Source organism: Bacillus sp. FJAT-18017 (genome assembly GCF_001278805.1).
Classification (GTDB): domain Bacteria; phylum Bacillota; class Bacilli; order Bacillales; family Cytobacillaceae; genus Bacillus_D.
This window is the reverse complement of sequence record NZ_CP012602.1, coordinates 3448137-3461155: the sequence shown is the minus strand read 5'-3', so window position 1 is coordinate 3461155 and position 13019 is coordinate 3448137. Positions and strand designations below refer to the sequence as shown.

Genomic DNA, 13019 nt, shown 5'->3' with positions numbered 1-13019 from the left:
CCATTTAATATACATAGTAATACAACCTTTTGAAATACTACAGATGCCAGTAGGTTTTTAAATAATTTATACAAATACCTGATTTGTTGACTAATAATCGTAAATTGTATAAGTTAATGAGGGTGAGAAATTGCACTTTTTGCAACCAATTTGTATAAGGAAAAAGTACATACTTTCCTATTGTAGGAGTCACTGAAAACATGATCTGGTGAATGTCAAGTTTTTCTAAATATCAATTGGGGAATAGTATTATAGCAGCAATATTCTCAAAAAAACAAACCTAAGGAGTTTGATTCACATGGCAGAAAAACAATTCAAAGTAACAGCGGAGACTGGCATCCATGCTAGACCAGCAACACTATTGGTGCAAACTGCAAGCAGATTCGATTCTGATATAAACCTCGAATACAAAGGCAAAAAAGTGAACTTAAAATCTATTATGGGTGTTATGTCATTAGGAATCGGCCAGGGTGCATCCATATCCATTTCAGCTGAAGGTGGAGATTCAGAAGAGGCTCTTCGCACACTTGAAGAAACCTTGAAAAAAGAAGGTTTGGCAGAATAATGGCTTTCCTTCAAGGTATTGCTGCTTCAAATGGAATAGCGATTGCCAAAGCTTACAGGCTGACAGAACCTGATCTTTCATTTTCAAAGGAATCCATTTTGGATCCAGGAACTGAAGTGGAACGTTTTCGTAAAGCCCTCGAGCAGTCAAAGTCCGAGCTTGAACTAATCAGGGACAGAGCCAATGAAACGTTAGGGCCTGATAAAGCGGCAATATTTGAAGCACATCTGCTTGTCCTGTCTGATCCTGAACTTGTTTCACCAATTGAGGACAGAATTAGGACTGAAAACGTAAATGCCGAGTTTGCTTTAAATGAGACCGCTAGCATGTTCATTACCATGTTTGAACAAATGGATAATGAATATATGAAAGAAAGGGCTGCCGATATCCGGGATGTTACAAAACGGATACTTGCGAGGCTTCTTGGTGTTCAGCTTCCTAATCCTTCAATGATTGCCGAGGAGGTCATTGTAGTTGGCGAAGATTTAACCCCTTCCGATACAGCCCAATTAAATCGTGAATTTGTCAAAGGGTTTACGACCGATATTGGCGGAAGGACATCGCATTCAGCGATTATGGCGCGCTCTCTTGAGATTCCTGCAGTTGTTGGCACAAGAAATGCAACCGATACCATTAACAATGGTGATTTGGTCATTGTCGATGGGCTAAAGGGAGAGGTACATATCAATCCAACTCCCGAACTTGTTCAGGCATATGAGCAGATAAAGGCTGACTATGAAGCACAAAAAGAGGAATGGGCGAAGCTTGTCAACGAGAAGACCGTTACAGCTGATGGCCATGAAGTTGAGTTGGGTGCTAACATAGGAACACCGAAGGATCTTAAAGGCGTTCGGGAAAACGGGGCAGAAGCAGTCGGCTTGTACCGGACTGAGTTCCTTTACATGGGCCGCGACCAACTTCCAACCGAAGATGAACAGTTCGAAGCCTATAAAGCTGTCCTCGAAGGCATGGAGGGCCGTCCAGTCGTCGTAAGGACACTTGATATTGGCGGAGATAAGGAACTTCCATATTTACAGCTTCCAAAGGAAATGAATCCGTTTCTTGGCTTTAGGGCAATCCGGCTTTGCTTGGAAGAGCAAGGGATTTTTCGGACTCAGCTGAGGGCCTTGCTGCGTGCAAGCTCCTATGGAAACCTGAAAATCATGTTTCCGATGATTGCAACCCTCGAAGAATTCCGCCAGGCAAAAGCTATGCTTGAGGAAGAGAAGGCCAAGCTTGCGGACGAAGGCGCAACCATTTCTGATCGGATAGAGCTGGGAATCATGGTTGAGATTCCTTCCACTGCTGTAATTGCGGATCAATTTGCTAAAGAAGTAGATTTCTTCAGTATTGGTACGAATGATCTGATTCAATACACAATGGCGGCAGACAGGATGAACGAACGGGTATCTTACCTATACCAGCCATACAACCCTGCTATTCTTCGCCTTGTTAAAATGGTGATTGACGCAGCACATGCGGAAGGGAAATGGGCTGGAATGTGCGGAGAAATGGCCGGTGACGAAACAGCCATACCTCTGCTTGTAGGGCTCGGACTCGATGAATTCTCCATGAGTGCTACATCTATCTTAAAAGCCCGGAATCAAATCAAAAAGCTTAAAAAAGCCGAGATGGAAGAGCTGGCTCAAAAAGCATTGTCCATGAGCACAATGGAAGAAGTCATTGCAGCGGTAAAATCAGCCGCGAATTTGTAACACAATTGAAATATAAAAAATGGTTTGGGGGACAAGCTTGCGGGTAAATTACTATCAAGCAACTAGTATGATTTAGTGTAAGCTAATCATTCTCATTTTCCCCCTTTTTGCCGGCTGCATAATGCAGCCGGATTTTTTTTCGTTTAGGAAATTATAAATTCCTCGCCTGTGGATAACTTTTTACCGATTTTGTCTACGTCTAGCTCCAGCGCCTATCACCCAGCAAACTTCTGGCCTTCTCCCTACGATAAGTCATCATCGAATCGCTATCGCTCTTCGTAATTCCTTTATCCCCTCTTAAGCTCAGTAAGCCTCCTCCGTCGGCAACTGACCCTAAAGGTCCGATTCGTTCAACTAACCATCAGCAAAAATCGCTGATGGAAGTTTCACTTTATCTCAGTCGAAGTCCGTCCATTTTGTACGGTGATGACCAAGGCGCTTGCGCTTTTGTTCTGTACCTGGAATTAAAGTGATAAGTCATGATAGTTGGTGGGAATATGAGGAAACTGAGGAAACCTCTTTTTATTAAGAAAGGGTTTACTGTCCTAAGGGAACGGGAATTTTTTCTATGTACACAGATTAGATAGGAGGCTATTTAAAATGGATAGAAAAAAGATGGTTATGACAACTGTTGGCCTTGGACTTGCTTACTTAATGAGGAACAAGGACTCTCGAGACAAACTGATGGGACAGATGAAATCGCTGGGAACTTCTAAAAAGAAAAACCAGGTAGGCGCACTCTAGATGAAATGGTACGGACCCCTTCTTTAAACAGAAGGGGTTTTCTCTGTTTGATAGAATGTAATGGAGTATAATAAATAAAAAGATAGAGGAGGTAGAGCAATGGATTTTAATTTAAAAGGCAAGACTGCGCTTATTGCTGCTTCAAGCCAAGGGCTTGGTTTTGCAATCGCAAGAGAGCTTTTTAAGGAAGGGGCAAATGTCATAATCTCGGGAAGGGAAGAAGACAAGCTTCAGACGCGTTTGGAAGAGCTTAGCGAATTAGGGGATGGAAAGGCAATTTACATACGTGCAGACCTGACGAAGACAGAGGATATAAGAAATCTGGTTTCCGGTGCTGTAAATGAATTTGGCACTATTGATATCCTTGTCAATAATTCTGGAGGGCCTCCGGCAGGGAGTTTTGAATCATTAGCTGAAGAACAATGGCAGGCGGCATTCGAGTTAAATTTATTATCCTATGTCAGACTTATCCAAAGGGTTTTGCCTTATATGAAGGAAAACGGAGGGAAAATTCTGAATATCGCTTCTTCTTCTATCAAGGAACCGATCGCAGGCTTAATATTGTCGAACACATTTAGGGCTGGTATTGTCGGAATGTCAAAGACACTAGCTTCTGAACTTGCACCTTACGGGATTCTAATTAATACAATCGCCCCAGGAAGGATTTCGACGGGCCGTACGAAACATCTCGATCAGTTCAGAGCAGAAAATCTTGGGGTTGACCTTGAAGCTGTCGAAAGCAATGTGAAAAAGAATATACCGCTTGGGCGATATGGAACACCTGAGGAATTTGCGAAAGTGGGTGCCTTTTTAGTTTCAGCTGCAAATACCTATATGACAGGACAAGCATTTATTGTTGATGGGGGAATGGTTAAATCGATCTAATTTATTTTCAAATACTGTTTGTTTTTTTATAAATGGGGAAAGACTATCATTGTGCATAATTTGGAGATTGGCACACCCGGAGATGATTAGCTCCGGGTTTTCTTTTTTTTAGAGACATATATCATCGGTATTTTTAAAATAAAAACCAAACTTTGGATTTCGGCAGCCAAACTACAAGTTTGGGACTCGCATTTTGTGCGAGTCTTTTTTTGCGCTGTATTGTGAGTAATACGGTATTATAAAGGAAATAGCATGGAAGGGATTGATTTTATGTTAACACCAGAAACAACTTCTATAGCGTTTATCGGTACCGGAGTCATGGGTCATAGCATGGCCAGCCATTTGCTAAAGGGCGGTTATAAAGTTACTGTATACAACAGGACGAAGGAAAAAGCCGAAAGCCTGCTTGAAAAAGGGGCAGCTTGGGCTGATAGTCCTGGTGAGGCAGCCCGCGGGGCAAATGTGGTTTTTACAATTGTCGGTTATCCTCATGATGTTGAAGAAGTGTACTTAAGTACTGGAGGAATCATGGATAGTGCAGGAGAAGGCACTTATTTTGTTGATATGACAACATCTACACCATCGCTTGCTGCCAAGCTTTATGAGGAAGCGAAAAAGCGCGGGATGCATTCCCTTGATGCCCCTGTTTCTGGTGGCGACATTGGGGCTCGTGATGCGCGGCTGGCTGTCATGGTTGGCGGTGATGAAGAAGCCTTTCTTGCAGTAAAACCCTTGCTTGAATTGCTTGGAACAAACATTGTCTATCAGGGAAAGGCTGGTGCAGGGCAGCACACGAAAATGTGTAATCAGATTGCCATCGCTTCGACGATGATGGGTGTTGCAGAAGCAATGGTTTATGCCAAAAAAGCCGGCCTCGATCCGGAAAATGTATTAAAGAGCATTTCTACAGGTGCAGCAGGAAGCTGGAATCTCTCAAATCTTGCACCTAAAATGCTAAAGGGAGATTTTGAACCAGGCTTCTACATAAAGCATTTTATCAAAGACATGAGAATTGCCCTCGAGGAAGCTGAAAAAATGGGGATGGATGCCCCGGCACTTTCCCTCGCTAAATCTTTATATGAACAGCTTGCGGAACAGGGAGAAGAAAACAGCGGAACGCAGGCGCTATATAAATACTGGGCCTAACATCTCTTCTAAATTCCCCTTTGTAAAAATACATTTACAGTAAAGGGGGCGTTTTGTATGAGCCTGTTTGATGATGTGAAAAATAAGTTCAATGAATTGGAAGATGGACGCTACTTGGTCAGAATTGATGGCTTTACTAGGGAAAAAACAGTTACCAATGCCAGGCCAATTAAATGGGAGTTAACCTTGATTAATGAGGTGATGGGTACATTGCCTCCTAAATTCAGCCATATTGAAACAGATGGCGGCTTCCGGATTTTAATGGAAGAAATAAAGAGACTGGGTTATCCGAAGCCCAAATCTCCCGAAGAATTGGAAGCAACCCTTATTGACCTGAAAGGGACGTATGCAGAAATCGGCCTCTTTACGACCGATAAAATTGAGGGCTACCGGGAAGTGCGTTTCATTAGAAAGATGGTATAAATAAAAAAAAAGCGATAGGCGCTCCTCATTACGCTATCGCCTAATTCGTGCGATGCTTATGCTGCCAAGACTTCCTTGTGTAGCTAGACGTAGACCAACTTGGAAAATGATATCTAAATTTGCGAAAACTTTAATTTATTTTACAAGAACAAATCCCCGCGGCGGATGCTTCGGGGATTTTGTTTCAATTATTCAGGTAGCCTTCAAGTCGATCCAGACCCTCTTTCAGGGTATCCATTGAATACGCATAGGAGAGGCGGAAGTAGCCTTCGCCAAATTCAGAAAAAGCACTGCCTGGGACAACAGCTAGCTTAGCCTTGTCAACAAGGTCAAGAGCAAATCCGAATGAATCTTGGTTCATGGACGGCGGGATTTTAACAAAAAAGTAAAATGCTCCGTCGGGCATAGGCACATCGAGTCCCATGGCAACTAGCCTATCATAAACATAATTGCGCCGCGCTTCATATTCCTTTTTCATTGGGAGCGCGTCGTCCTTCCCTAACGTTAATGCCTCTGTTGCCGCAACCTGTGCGATTGAATTTGCGCAAGTTACATTGTATTGGTGGACTTTCAAGATATGTTTTGCCAACTTCTCCGGGGCAAAAAGAAGACCGATGCGCCATCCTGTCATGGAATGTGATTTGGATAATCCATTAATTACAATCGTTTGTTCCTTAAGGATGGAACCGATTGAAAAATGTGCTTGCCCGTAAATCAGTTCGCTATAAATTTCATCTGCCAAAACAAGGATATCCTTCCCCTTAACGAGCTCGGCAATGTCTTTGATCTCTTGTTCCGAGAGGCTGACCCCTGTCGGATTGGAAGGGTATGGGAGGACGATGCATCGGGTTTTTTCTGTTAGATGCTTACGGATTAGCTCAGCTGTGAAACGAAACCCGTTTTCCCGGATATCCGCATGCACTGGTATTGCCCCGCATAGCCGAATGATAGGCTCATAGCCTGGGTAAATGGGACCCGGAAGAATGACCTCACACCCTTCCTCTAAAATCGAACGAAAGGTGATATCAATCGCTTCACTGGCTCCACTTGTTACTATAACCTCTGTTTGGGGGTCATAAATGAGACCGTATTTTTCACGGACAAAATCCGAAGCGGCCTGCCTTGTCTCGATCATGCCAGCATTATGGGTATATACGGTCCGGTTTTCGTGGATAGCCTTAACTGCAGCTTCTTTTATATGTTTGGGTGTTGGAAAGTCAGGCTGCCCAATAGTAAGAGACACTACATTCTCTACATCTGACACCATATTAAAGAATTTTCGGATGCCGGAAATTTCTATTGCTTTTACTCTTTGATTAATTAAATGCTCCATTGAACAGATACACGCCTTTCCATTTTTATCATTCTTCAATCCTACAGGAAAACTGCAGGTAAGCGCAATATCATGCTTTATCAAACAAAACACAAGTTTTTGTTATTTAAGGGATGGGGTTTCTTGGTATGTATAAAAACACAATGAAATGATATATATGTTTACAAATTTTTTATTCCTTTGCAGTAAAAAAGTGAAAAGCGCCGCATGGAAGCAGCGCTAATCATTAATAACTTTCACCCAGCCTTTTAAAGACAGGTTTTTGATAAGTTTTTTTCCGGTCTGGAGGATCGGGTGTTTCCTTTATGCCAGTGTATGCCTGAAGAATTGCTTTTGCATGTGTAAGTGGAATCGAAGCTTTAGGATTGCGGATCAGGTCATTAAGCTGGCCGAGATGGGGAAGTTCGGCAAAATCTTTTTTCTCGGGCGGGATATGAAAAGTATATTTTCCGCATTCAACGAGGACATCGGACTGCTGCTGGCTATTTTTTGGCCGATTTGAAAAGTGCAGACCAATTTTTTTTGCCTTTCCTTCCCGAAGCATCTTCTTAAGTGATTCATGTTTTAACAGGTAAAGGTATTTTGGATTTGGCGCAGTCTTTGCATGCCGGTTGACAATATAAATTGCCTGGGAGAGATTTTGAACTGACTGGATTGCTGGAGGTCTTTTCCTATTGCTGTCCAAGCAAAGTCTCCTTTCAATTATAGAATCATATTCTATTATACCCATTTTTGAATGATTAGAAAGCATCTAATTAAGACCCTTATCCCATTAAGTCATACAGGTTTTTCTTCCTGTATAATTCCAAATATTCAAATGAAGTAATCAGGGCTTTTTTCAGGCTTTTTAATTTGGATACTACCTTAACAATTAGATATTTGTAATTATTAGGAGCAGATGATGAGAAATTAAAAGTTATTTATGGTCACCAAATAAAACTTTTTTGAAAAGGCATTCACAGTTACAAAATTCTTATAGTATGATAGACATATCGGGAAATTTGTAGATTTATGGTATTTAAACTTTTAGGGAATTAGCTTCCTGATCAGACTAATTAACATTGAATTTTTCCAAGTTTAGAGGATGATTTTATGGAGTTAATCAACAGTCCATCGGGACAAAAGGGAAATAAAGCCTCCAGGCGGGGGATGAAGATAGAAAAAATCCTTTATGATGTGATTTTGAAGCATATCAGGGATATGGTCTTCATTATGAAGGTCGATAAAGGTCCGAGTTTTCGGTATATTTTTGCCAATGAAATAGCGGCGAAAAGAATCACACTGACAGATGACCCTTTTGGGAAAACTTTTCAGGAAGTCCTTCCGGCAGAAGTGGCTGAGCATCTTCAGCAGGAATATGAGAAAGTTCTCCAAACTAATTCTTCAACTTTAGTGTTTGACGCCTCCTTTCTTGAGAAAGGCCAAGAATACTATGGAGAGACAGTCCTTACTCCTGTCCGGGACTCAGAAGGGAAAATACAGTATATTGTCGGGATTACCAGGGATGTTACCACATCTCTGAATGAAAAAGATGCGATTATTCATGCTGGCCAACGGTATCGATCAATTGTCGAGCATAATATTGATGCCATTTTTTCAATTAATCTAGAAGGACAGATTCTCGAAGCGAATCCTGCAGCGGCTGCGTTGACCGGCTATGGAGAGTATATGCTGAAAGGCATGTCCATTTATGATTTGGTATATGACATTGATTTCGAAAGCTTCAAGAGCCTCGTTGAGGATACAGGGAACGGAAAAGCTCTTGAATCACTTGATTGCAGGTTTTCTGGGAATGATGGACATCTGCTCACATTGCATATCAGGACGGTACCAATCATTGTTTATGGGGACGTTCTTGGTATTTATGTGATTATCAGAGATATATCTGAGCAATCAAAGAATGTAGAAATGATTAGGTATATGGCTTTCCATGACCAACTGACTGGTTTACTGAATAGGAGGGCGCTCCTTGACCGGCTTAACGAGGAGCTTTATTCACCTTCCCGGAATAAAAAGGAATTTGCCTTAATTTCAATTGATCTGGATCGCTTTAAACATTTAAACGATTCGCTCGGCCATCTTGTCGGTGATGAAATATTAAAGAAGGTTTCTGCCCGTCTCTCTGAATGTTCAAATGAAAGCTGTCTGGTTTATAGGCAGGGAGGGGACGAATTCAATATACTCCTGCTTGGGACAAACAGGAAGGCAGCCATCTTTTTTGCCCAAAGGATTTTGTCATTATTCAAAAGGTCATTTTATTTTAATTCACAGGAATATTTTATTTCGCCAAGTATTGGTATCAGTATGTACCCGAATGATGGCAAGGATGCAGAAACGTTATTAAAGAATGCCGATGAAGCCCTCTTCCGGGTCAAGGAACGGGGCAGAGCCCATTTCCAATTTTACCGTTCCGACATGAACTCTTCTATCTCAAATGTTCTAGCATTGGAAACTCTTTTACGGAAAGCAATTGATAAACAAGAGTTATGCCTGTATTATCAGCCGCAAATTGACCTTTCCACAAGTGAAGTAAGGAGCTTTGAGGCTCTTCTGCGATGGGATTCTAAAGAACTTGGCTCAATTTCGCCTGCCACTTTTATCCCTCTTGCTGAGGATACGGGGCTAATTGTGCCAATAGGCAACTGGGTGATAGAGAACGCATGCAAGCAAATTAGGTCGTGGAACCGCAAAGGATTCTTTGGTTTCAGAGTTGCTATCAATATTTCTCCAAAGCAGATGCAGCAGCCATCATTTGCAGCATTTTTAAAAACTGCGGTCGAGAAATATTTGCCTTCTCCATCCTATTTGGAAATTGAAATAACAGAAGGCACACTGCAAAACAAAACCGAGGCAATCCCAGCGCTTCAAAGTATAAAAGATTTAGGTATTACTATTTCTGTAGATGACTTCGGTACAGGTTATTCATCCTTAAGCTACCTAAAGGAATTTCCGATTGATGTCCTAAAAATTGATAAATCCTTTATAAAAGATATTACTGAAAACCAAAAAGACGCCGCAATTGCATCAGCGATCGTTCACCTTGGAAAAAGCCTTGGAGTTGAAGTGATTGCCGAAGGAGTCGAAAATGCCACACAAGCAGAGTGGCTTTGTGGGGAAGGCTGCCATAAGGCGCAGGGCTTTTACTTCGCTAAGCCCATTACTGTAAAAGAAGTCGAGAAAAGTTACATGAAAACAAGCTTTCGAATACTCGAGGAATGCTAGCTAAAAGCCTTTATCTTATTGATAAAGGCTTTTTATGCTTTATTTTTAAGAGTAAAAACAGTCAATTCTGGCTTTGACATAAATCTGAATGGCAGCCGGGTTGTTCCGAGTCCGCGATTTACGTAAAGTGTCAGTGATTCTTCCGGTCCAATAAAATAAAAACCTTCGTGATACTTTTCGGCATACGGTGGTACGACTAGAGCCCCAATTAGGGGGACTTTTATTTGGCCCCCATGACTGTGGCCGCTTAATTGGAGATGGATATCAAATTCAGCTGCTTCATCTGCTACATCGGGTGCGTGGGAAAGAAGAATTTTGTAGATGTTTTTAGGTACATTTTCCAAAGGCTTCGCAATATTGGGCTTGCCAAGCATTTTATCATCGATCCCAAGCAAGTAGAACGATTCACCCGTTCTCTCAATTGAAACTCCCTCATTTAATAGAGTTGTAAATCCTGATGCGTCCATTACTTCTTGATACAATTCGGTGCCGTAGCCTCCGTGATCATGATTTCCAAAAATCGCATATTTGCCTGCAGGCGCCTTAAGCTCTTGAAGGATGGAGATAATTTCATTTGGTGATTCATATGAATTCGGATCATCCATCAGGTCTCCACTAAAAACAATTAAATCTGGTTTTAGATTCGTGATTTTTCTTGCCAGTTTTTCCAACTGCTTTAAGCTGTAGTGGAATCCTAAATGGGTATCGCTGAACTGGACAATTCTAAATCCATCCATGCCCTTAGGAATGAGTGCGTGTGAGATCTCGTGTGATTGAATATCCAGCAATCCAGGCTCAACTTCACGTGCATAAAAATAACCCCCAGAACCTAGCCCAACTACAGCAAGCATTCCGCCGATCATTGTTTTTAGAAACGATCTTCGAGTTTGTTTTTTTTTCATATCATTTACCAACCTGTTAATCTAATTTTTGCAGGGAATGCTTGGAAAACTTCCGTTATTCTATACTATCAAACTAGCTTGATGATTAGAAGCGAGACCACTTTTAAATGCCAGAAAGAATCTTCAGAAAAATTATGCAAATTGTGGTAAACTCTTTAGTTGAGAACGAATGAGGGGGAGTAGCATGAACGGAAAAACAGTTATCATAACAGGTGGTTCAAGCGGCATGGGAAAGTATATGGCCAAGAAGTTTGCAGCGGCCGATGCGAATGTTGTAATAACAGGCCGTTCCAGCGAAAGACTTGAAAAAGCCAAAGCTGAAATTGGCGGTAGGGTATTAACGATAGAAATGGATGTAAGGAACATTGAGGATGTCAGCCGGATGGTGAAAAAAACTGCAGATGAATTTGGCAGCATTGATTTCCTTGTTAATAATGCGGCTGGCAACTTTATTTGTCCAGCAGAAAAATTAAGTCCAAATGGCTGGAAGTCTGTTATTGATATCGTCCTGAACGGGACTTTTTATTGCAGCAGGGAAGTTGGCTCCTACTGGATTGAAAAAAAGATTCAGGGGCGGATCATTAATATGGTAGCAACATATGCCTGGGGTGCAGGGGCTGGTGTTATTCATTCAGCAGCGGCAAAGGCAGGGGTTTTATCAATGACCAGGACACTTGCCGTTGAGTGGGGAAAGAAATATGGCATCAGAGTAAATGCGATTGCGCCAGGTCCGATTGAAAGGACAGGTGGAGCAGATAAATTATGGGAATCGGAGGAAGCGGCGAAAAGGACGATTGAAAGTGTGCCGCTTGGCCGTCTAGGGAAGCCCGAAGAAATTGCCAGCCTGGCTCATTTTTTATTCTCTGAACAAGCATCATATATGAATGGGGAATGTATTACCCTCGATGGCGGCCAATGGCTGAACCAGCACCCTTTTTAGTTTTTTTTGTAAAATATTATTCCTTTGAGTGGAATTAAACAGTAGAATCAGAAATATTTGTAGAGCTGAAGGCAAACCGCTGTAATGTGTGGCTTGCCTTCAGTTCGTATTTTTTTAATGGTAGCTAACAGCCCGGCATTTCAGTGCCTTCCAGGAAGCAATGAATTGCTCTTTATTTACTCGATGCTGCTTTTTACCGGAGAGAGGATCATTGATATAAACATTGTCTGTATCAAAACCAACCAGAACTACAGCGTGCAAATCAAGAGGGGTCCTGATCCTTTCGCCAGCATGCATCCATGATTCCCAACGGTCAGGGAGGCGGTAGTCTCCAGTTGTCCAGACGACCACAGGATAACCTTTTTCAACATGAGCGAGAATGTCCTCGAATGGTTTATTGGTCAGGTTTACAGCACGGCCAGGCAGATAAATATTGACTAAGTCGGCAATAGGCTGGTCATATACTGCATATCCCGCACCATTTTTGCCGGTCATATCTCCTACAAAGCCTTCTGCTGGATTTCCCCAATTGGTAATATCTCTGCCTGAACGGACAATAGGGTCATGGTCTTTCCTTATTGCCCTGTACAATTCCATTTTTCCTGTTTTTACACCTGCATAATTCAGGACCATTGCAAGACTGGTCACCTCGCACCCATATCGTAACTCAGGATTTTGGTTGATCTGAACAACATCTAGCTTAGTGGCACCGGGGACTTCCTCTCCTTTTTGTCCACTAAGATCTATTCGTTCCCCATGTTTGGCCTCGCTTTTCCCCATATCATATTGTTGCTCTTTCGGAGTCTGGCTTGTAAATACTTCTTTACGCGTTTCTTCGACTGCAGAAATACTTTTACCGGATTCACACCCATGAAGAAGCAAAAGAGTTGTTAGAAAATAAATTTTACGCAAATTTATCCTCCTTTTTTCAAGCCTGCTATTAGTATTCTCCGTGCCAACCGGCCATATAAGCGGGACACCTTTCCAAGTGAATGAATGTCCGTTTATTCTTTTGACGGGGTTAATAGACCTCCAATTAGGGTATAGGATAAAGAATGTCTAATCATGCAACTATTTTACGAATTATTTTGGGACAAGCTCCTAGAAATAGCTGATAAAATAAAAGGGCCAAGTAGTGGGCTCA

Annotated in this window: 12 protein-coding genes; 8 read left to right on the top strand and 4 right to left on the bottom strand. The window is 41.9% G+C overall.

From position 1 onward, the window contains the following. The first annotated feature begins 298 nt into the window (after positions 1-298). The 6 genes from AM500_RS16195 to AM500_RS16175 all read left to right on the top strand — a co-directional run bounded on the left by AM500_RS16195 (position 299) and on the right by AM500_RS16175 (position 5478). On the top strand, positions 299-565 hold the full coding sequence (locus AM500_RS16195; protein WP_043933510.1) for a phosphocarrier protein HPr: 267 nt from the start codon (positions 299-301) through the stop codon (positions 563-565). Next, positions 565-2280: a phosphoenolpyruvate--protein phosphotransferase gene (gene ptsP / locus AM500_RS16190; RefSeq protein ID WP_053600132.1), complete on the top strand. Its 1716-nt coding sequence runs from the start codon at positions 565-567 to the stop codon at positions 2278-2280. The genes AM500_RS16195 and ptsP overlap by 1 nt, the downstream gene beginning before the upstream one ends. 600 nt (positions 2281-2880) lie before the next feature. After that, on the top strand, positions 2881-3024 hold the full coding sequence (locus tag AM500_RS25885; protein WP_197282603.1) for a hypothetical protein: 144 nt from the start codon (positions 2881-2883) through the stop codon (positions 3022-3024). A gap of 99 nt (positions 3025-3123) precedes the next feature. Then, positions 3124-3909 (top strand): SDR family oxidoreductase, encoded by a 786-nt coding sequence (locus tag AM500_RS16185; RefSeq protein ID WP_053600131.1) that lies wholly within the window; start codon positions 3124-3126, stop codon positions 3907-3909. Between the two features lie 270 nt (positions 3910-4179). Beyond that, positions 4180-5055 (top strand): NAD(P)-dependent oxidoreductase, encoded by an 876-nt coding sequence (locus AM500_RS16180; RefSeq protein WP_053601747.1) that lies wholly within the window; start codon positions 4180-4182, stop codon positions 5053-5055. Positions 5056-5112: 57 nt separating this feature from the next. Beyond that, complete coding sequence (locus tag AM500_RS16175) at positions 5113-5478, top strand: hypothetical protein (protein WP_043933507.1); 366 nt, start codon at positions 5113-5115, stop codon at positions 5476-5478. Positions 5479-5662: 184 nt separating this feature from the next. Here the strand turns inward: AM500_RS16175 and AM500_RS16170 are convergent, their stop codons facing one another. Then, positions 5663-6811, bottom strand: coding sequence for an aminotransferase A (locus AM500_RS16170; RefSeq protein WP_053600130.1), 1149 nt, complete (start codon positions 6809-6811; stop codon positions 5663-5665). 226 nt (positions 6812-7037) lie between these two features. Further along, complete coding sequence (locus tag AM500_RS16165) at positions 7038-7496, bottom strand: YkyB family protein (RefSeq protein WP_053600129.1); 459 nt, start codon at positions 7494-7496, stop codon at positions 7038-7040. 407 nt (positions 7497-7903) lie between these two features. On the opposite strand from AM500_RS16165, the gene AM500_RS16160 reads away from it, so the two are divergent. Beyond that, positions 7904-10033, top strand: coding sequence for a sensor domain-containing protein (locus AM500_RS16160; protein ID WP_231688016.1), 2130 nt, complete (start codon positions 7904-7906; stop codon positions 10031-10033). Positions 10034-10065: 32 nt separating this feature from the next. On the opposite strand, the gene AM500_RS16155 is transcribed toward AM500_RS16160, so the two are convergent. Next, positions 10066-10935 (bottom strand): metallophosphoesterase, encoded by an 870-nt coding sequence (locus AM500_RS16155; RefSeq protein WP_053600128.1) that lies wholly within the window; start codon positions 10933-10935, stop codon positions 10066-10068. 184 nt (positions 10936-11119) lie between these two features. Here AM500_RS16155 and fadH point away from each other — a divergent pair, with 184 nt between their 5' ends. Further along, positions 11120-11875 (top strand): 2,4-dienoyl-CoA reductase, encoded by a 756-nt coding sequence (gene fadH, locus AM500_RS16150; RefSeq protein WP_053600127.1) that lies wholly within the window; start codon positions 11120-11122, stop codon positions 11873-11875. Between the two features lie 114 nt (positions 11876-11989). Here fadH and AM500_RS16145 read toward each other — a convergent pair whose 3' ends face one another. Then, positions 11990-12787 (bottom strand): C39 family peptidase, encoded by a 798-nt coding sequence (locus AM500_RS16145; protein ID WP_156319830.1) that lies wholly within the window; start codon positions 12785-12787, stop codon positions 11990-11992. Between the last annotated feature and the right edge of the window lie 232 nt (positions 12788-13019).

What these genes read in the sequence shown, in the direction of transcription:
- AM500_RS16180 (WP_053601747.1), top strand. Translation starts at nt 4,180, where the DNA reads ATGTTAACACCAGAAACAACTTCTATAGCGTTTATCGGTACCGGAGTC.
- AM500_RS16155 (WP_053600128.1), bottom strand. Translation starts at nt 10,935, where the DNA reads ATGAAAAAAAAACAAACTCGAAGATCGTTTCTAAAAACAATGATCGGC.
- AM500_RS16195 (WP_043933510.1), top strand. Translation starts at nt 299, where the DNA reads ATGGCAGAAAAACAATTCAAAGTAACAGCGGAGACTGGCATCCATGCT.
- AM500_RS16185 (WP_053600131.1), top strand. Translation starts at nt 3,124, where the DNA reads ATGGATTTTAATTTAAAAGGCAAGACTGCGCTTATTGCTGCTTCAAGC.
- AM500_RS16160 (WP_231688016.1), top strand. Translation starts at nt 7,904, where the DNA reads ATGGAGTTAATCAACAGTCCATCGGGACAAAAGGGAAATAAAGCCTCC.
- AM500_RS25885 (WP_197282603.1), top strand. Translation starts at nt 2,881, where the DNA reads ATGGATAGAAAAAAGATGGTTATGACAACTGTTGGCCTTGGACTTGCT.
- fadH (WP_053600127.1), top strand. Translation starts at nt 11,120, where the DNA reads ATGAACGGAAAAACAGTTATCATAACAGGTGGTTCAAGCGGCATGGGA.
- AM500_RS16170 (WP_053600130.1), bottom strand. Translation starts at nt 6,811, where the DNA reads ATGGAGCATTTAATTAATCAAAGAGTAAAAGCAATAGAAATTTCCGGC.
- ptsP (WP_053600132.1), top strand. Translation starts at nt 565, where the DNA reads ATGGCTTTCCTTCAAGGTATTGCTGCTTCAAATGGAATAGCGATTGCC.
- AM500_RS16175 (WP_043933507.1), top strand. Translation starts at nt 5,113, where the DNA reads ATGAGCCTGTTTGATGATGTGAAAAATAAGTTCAATGAATTGGAAGAT.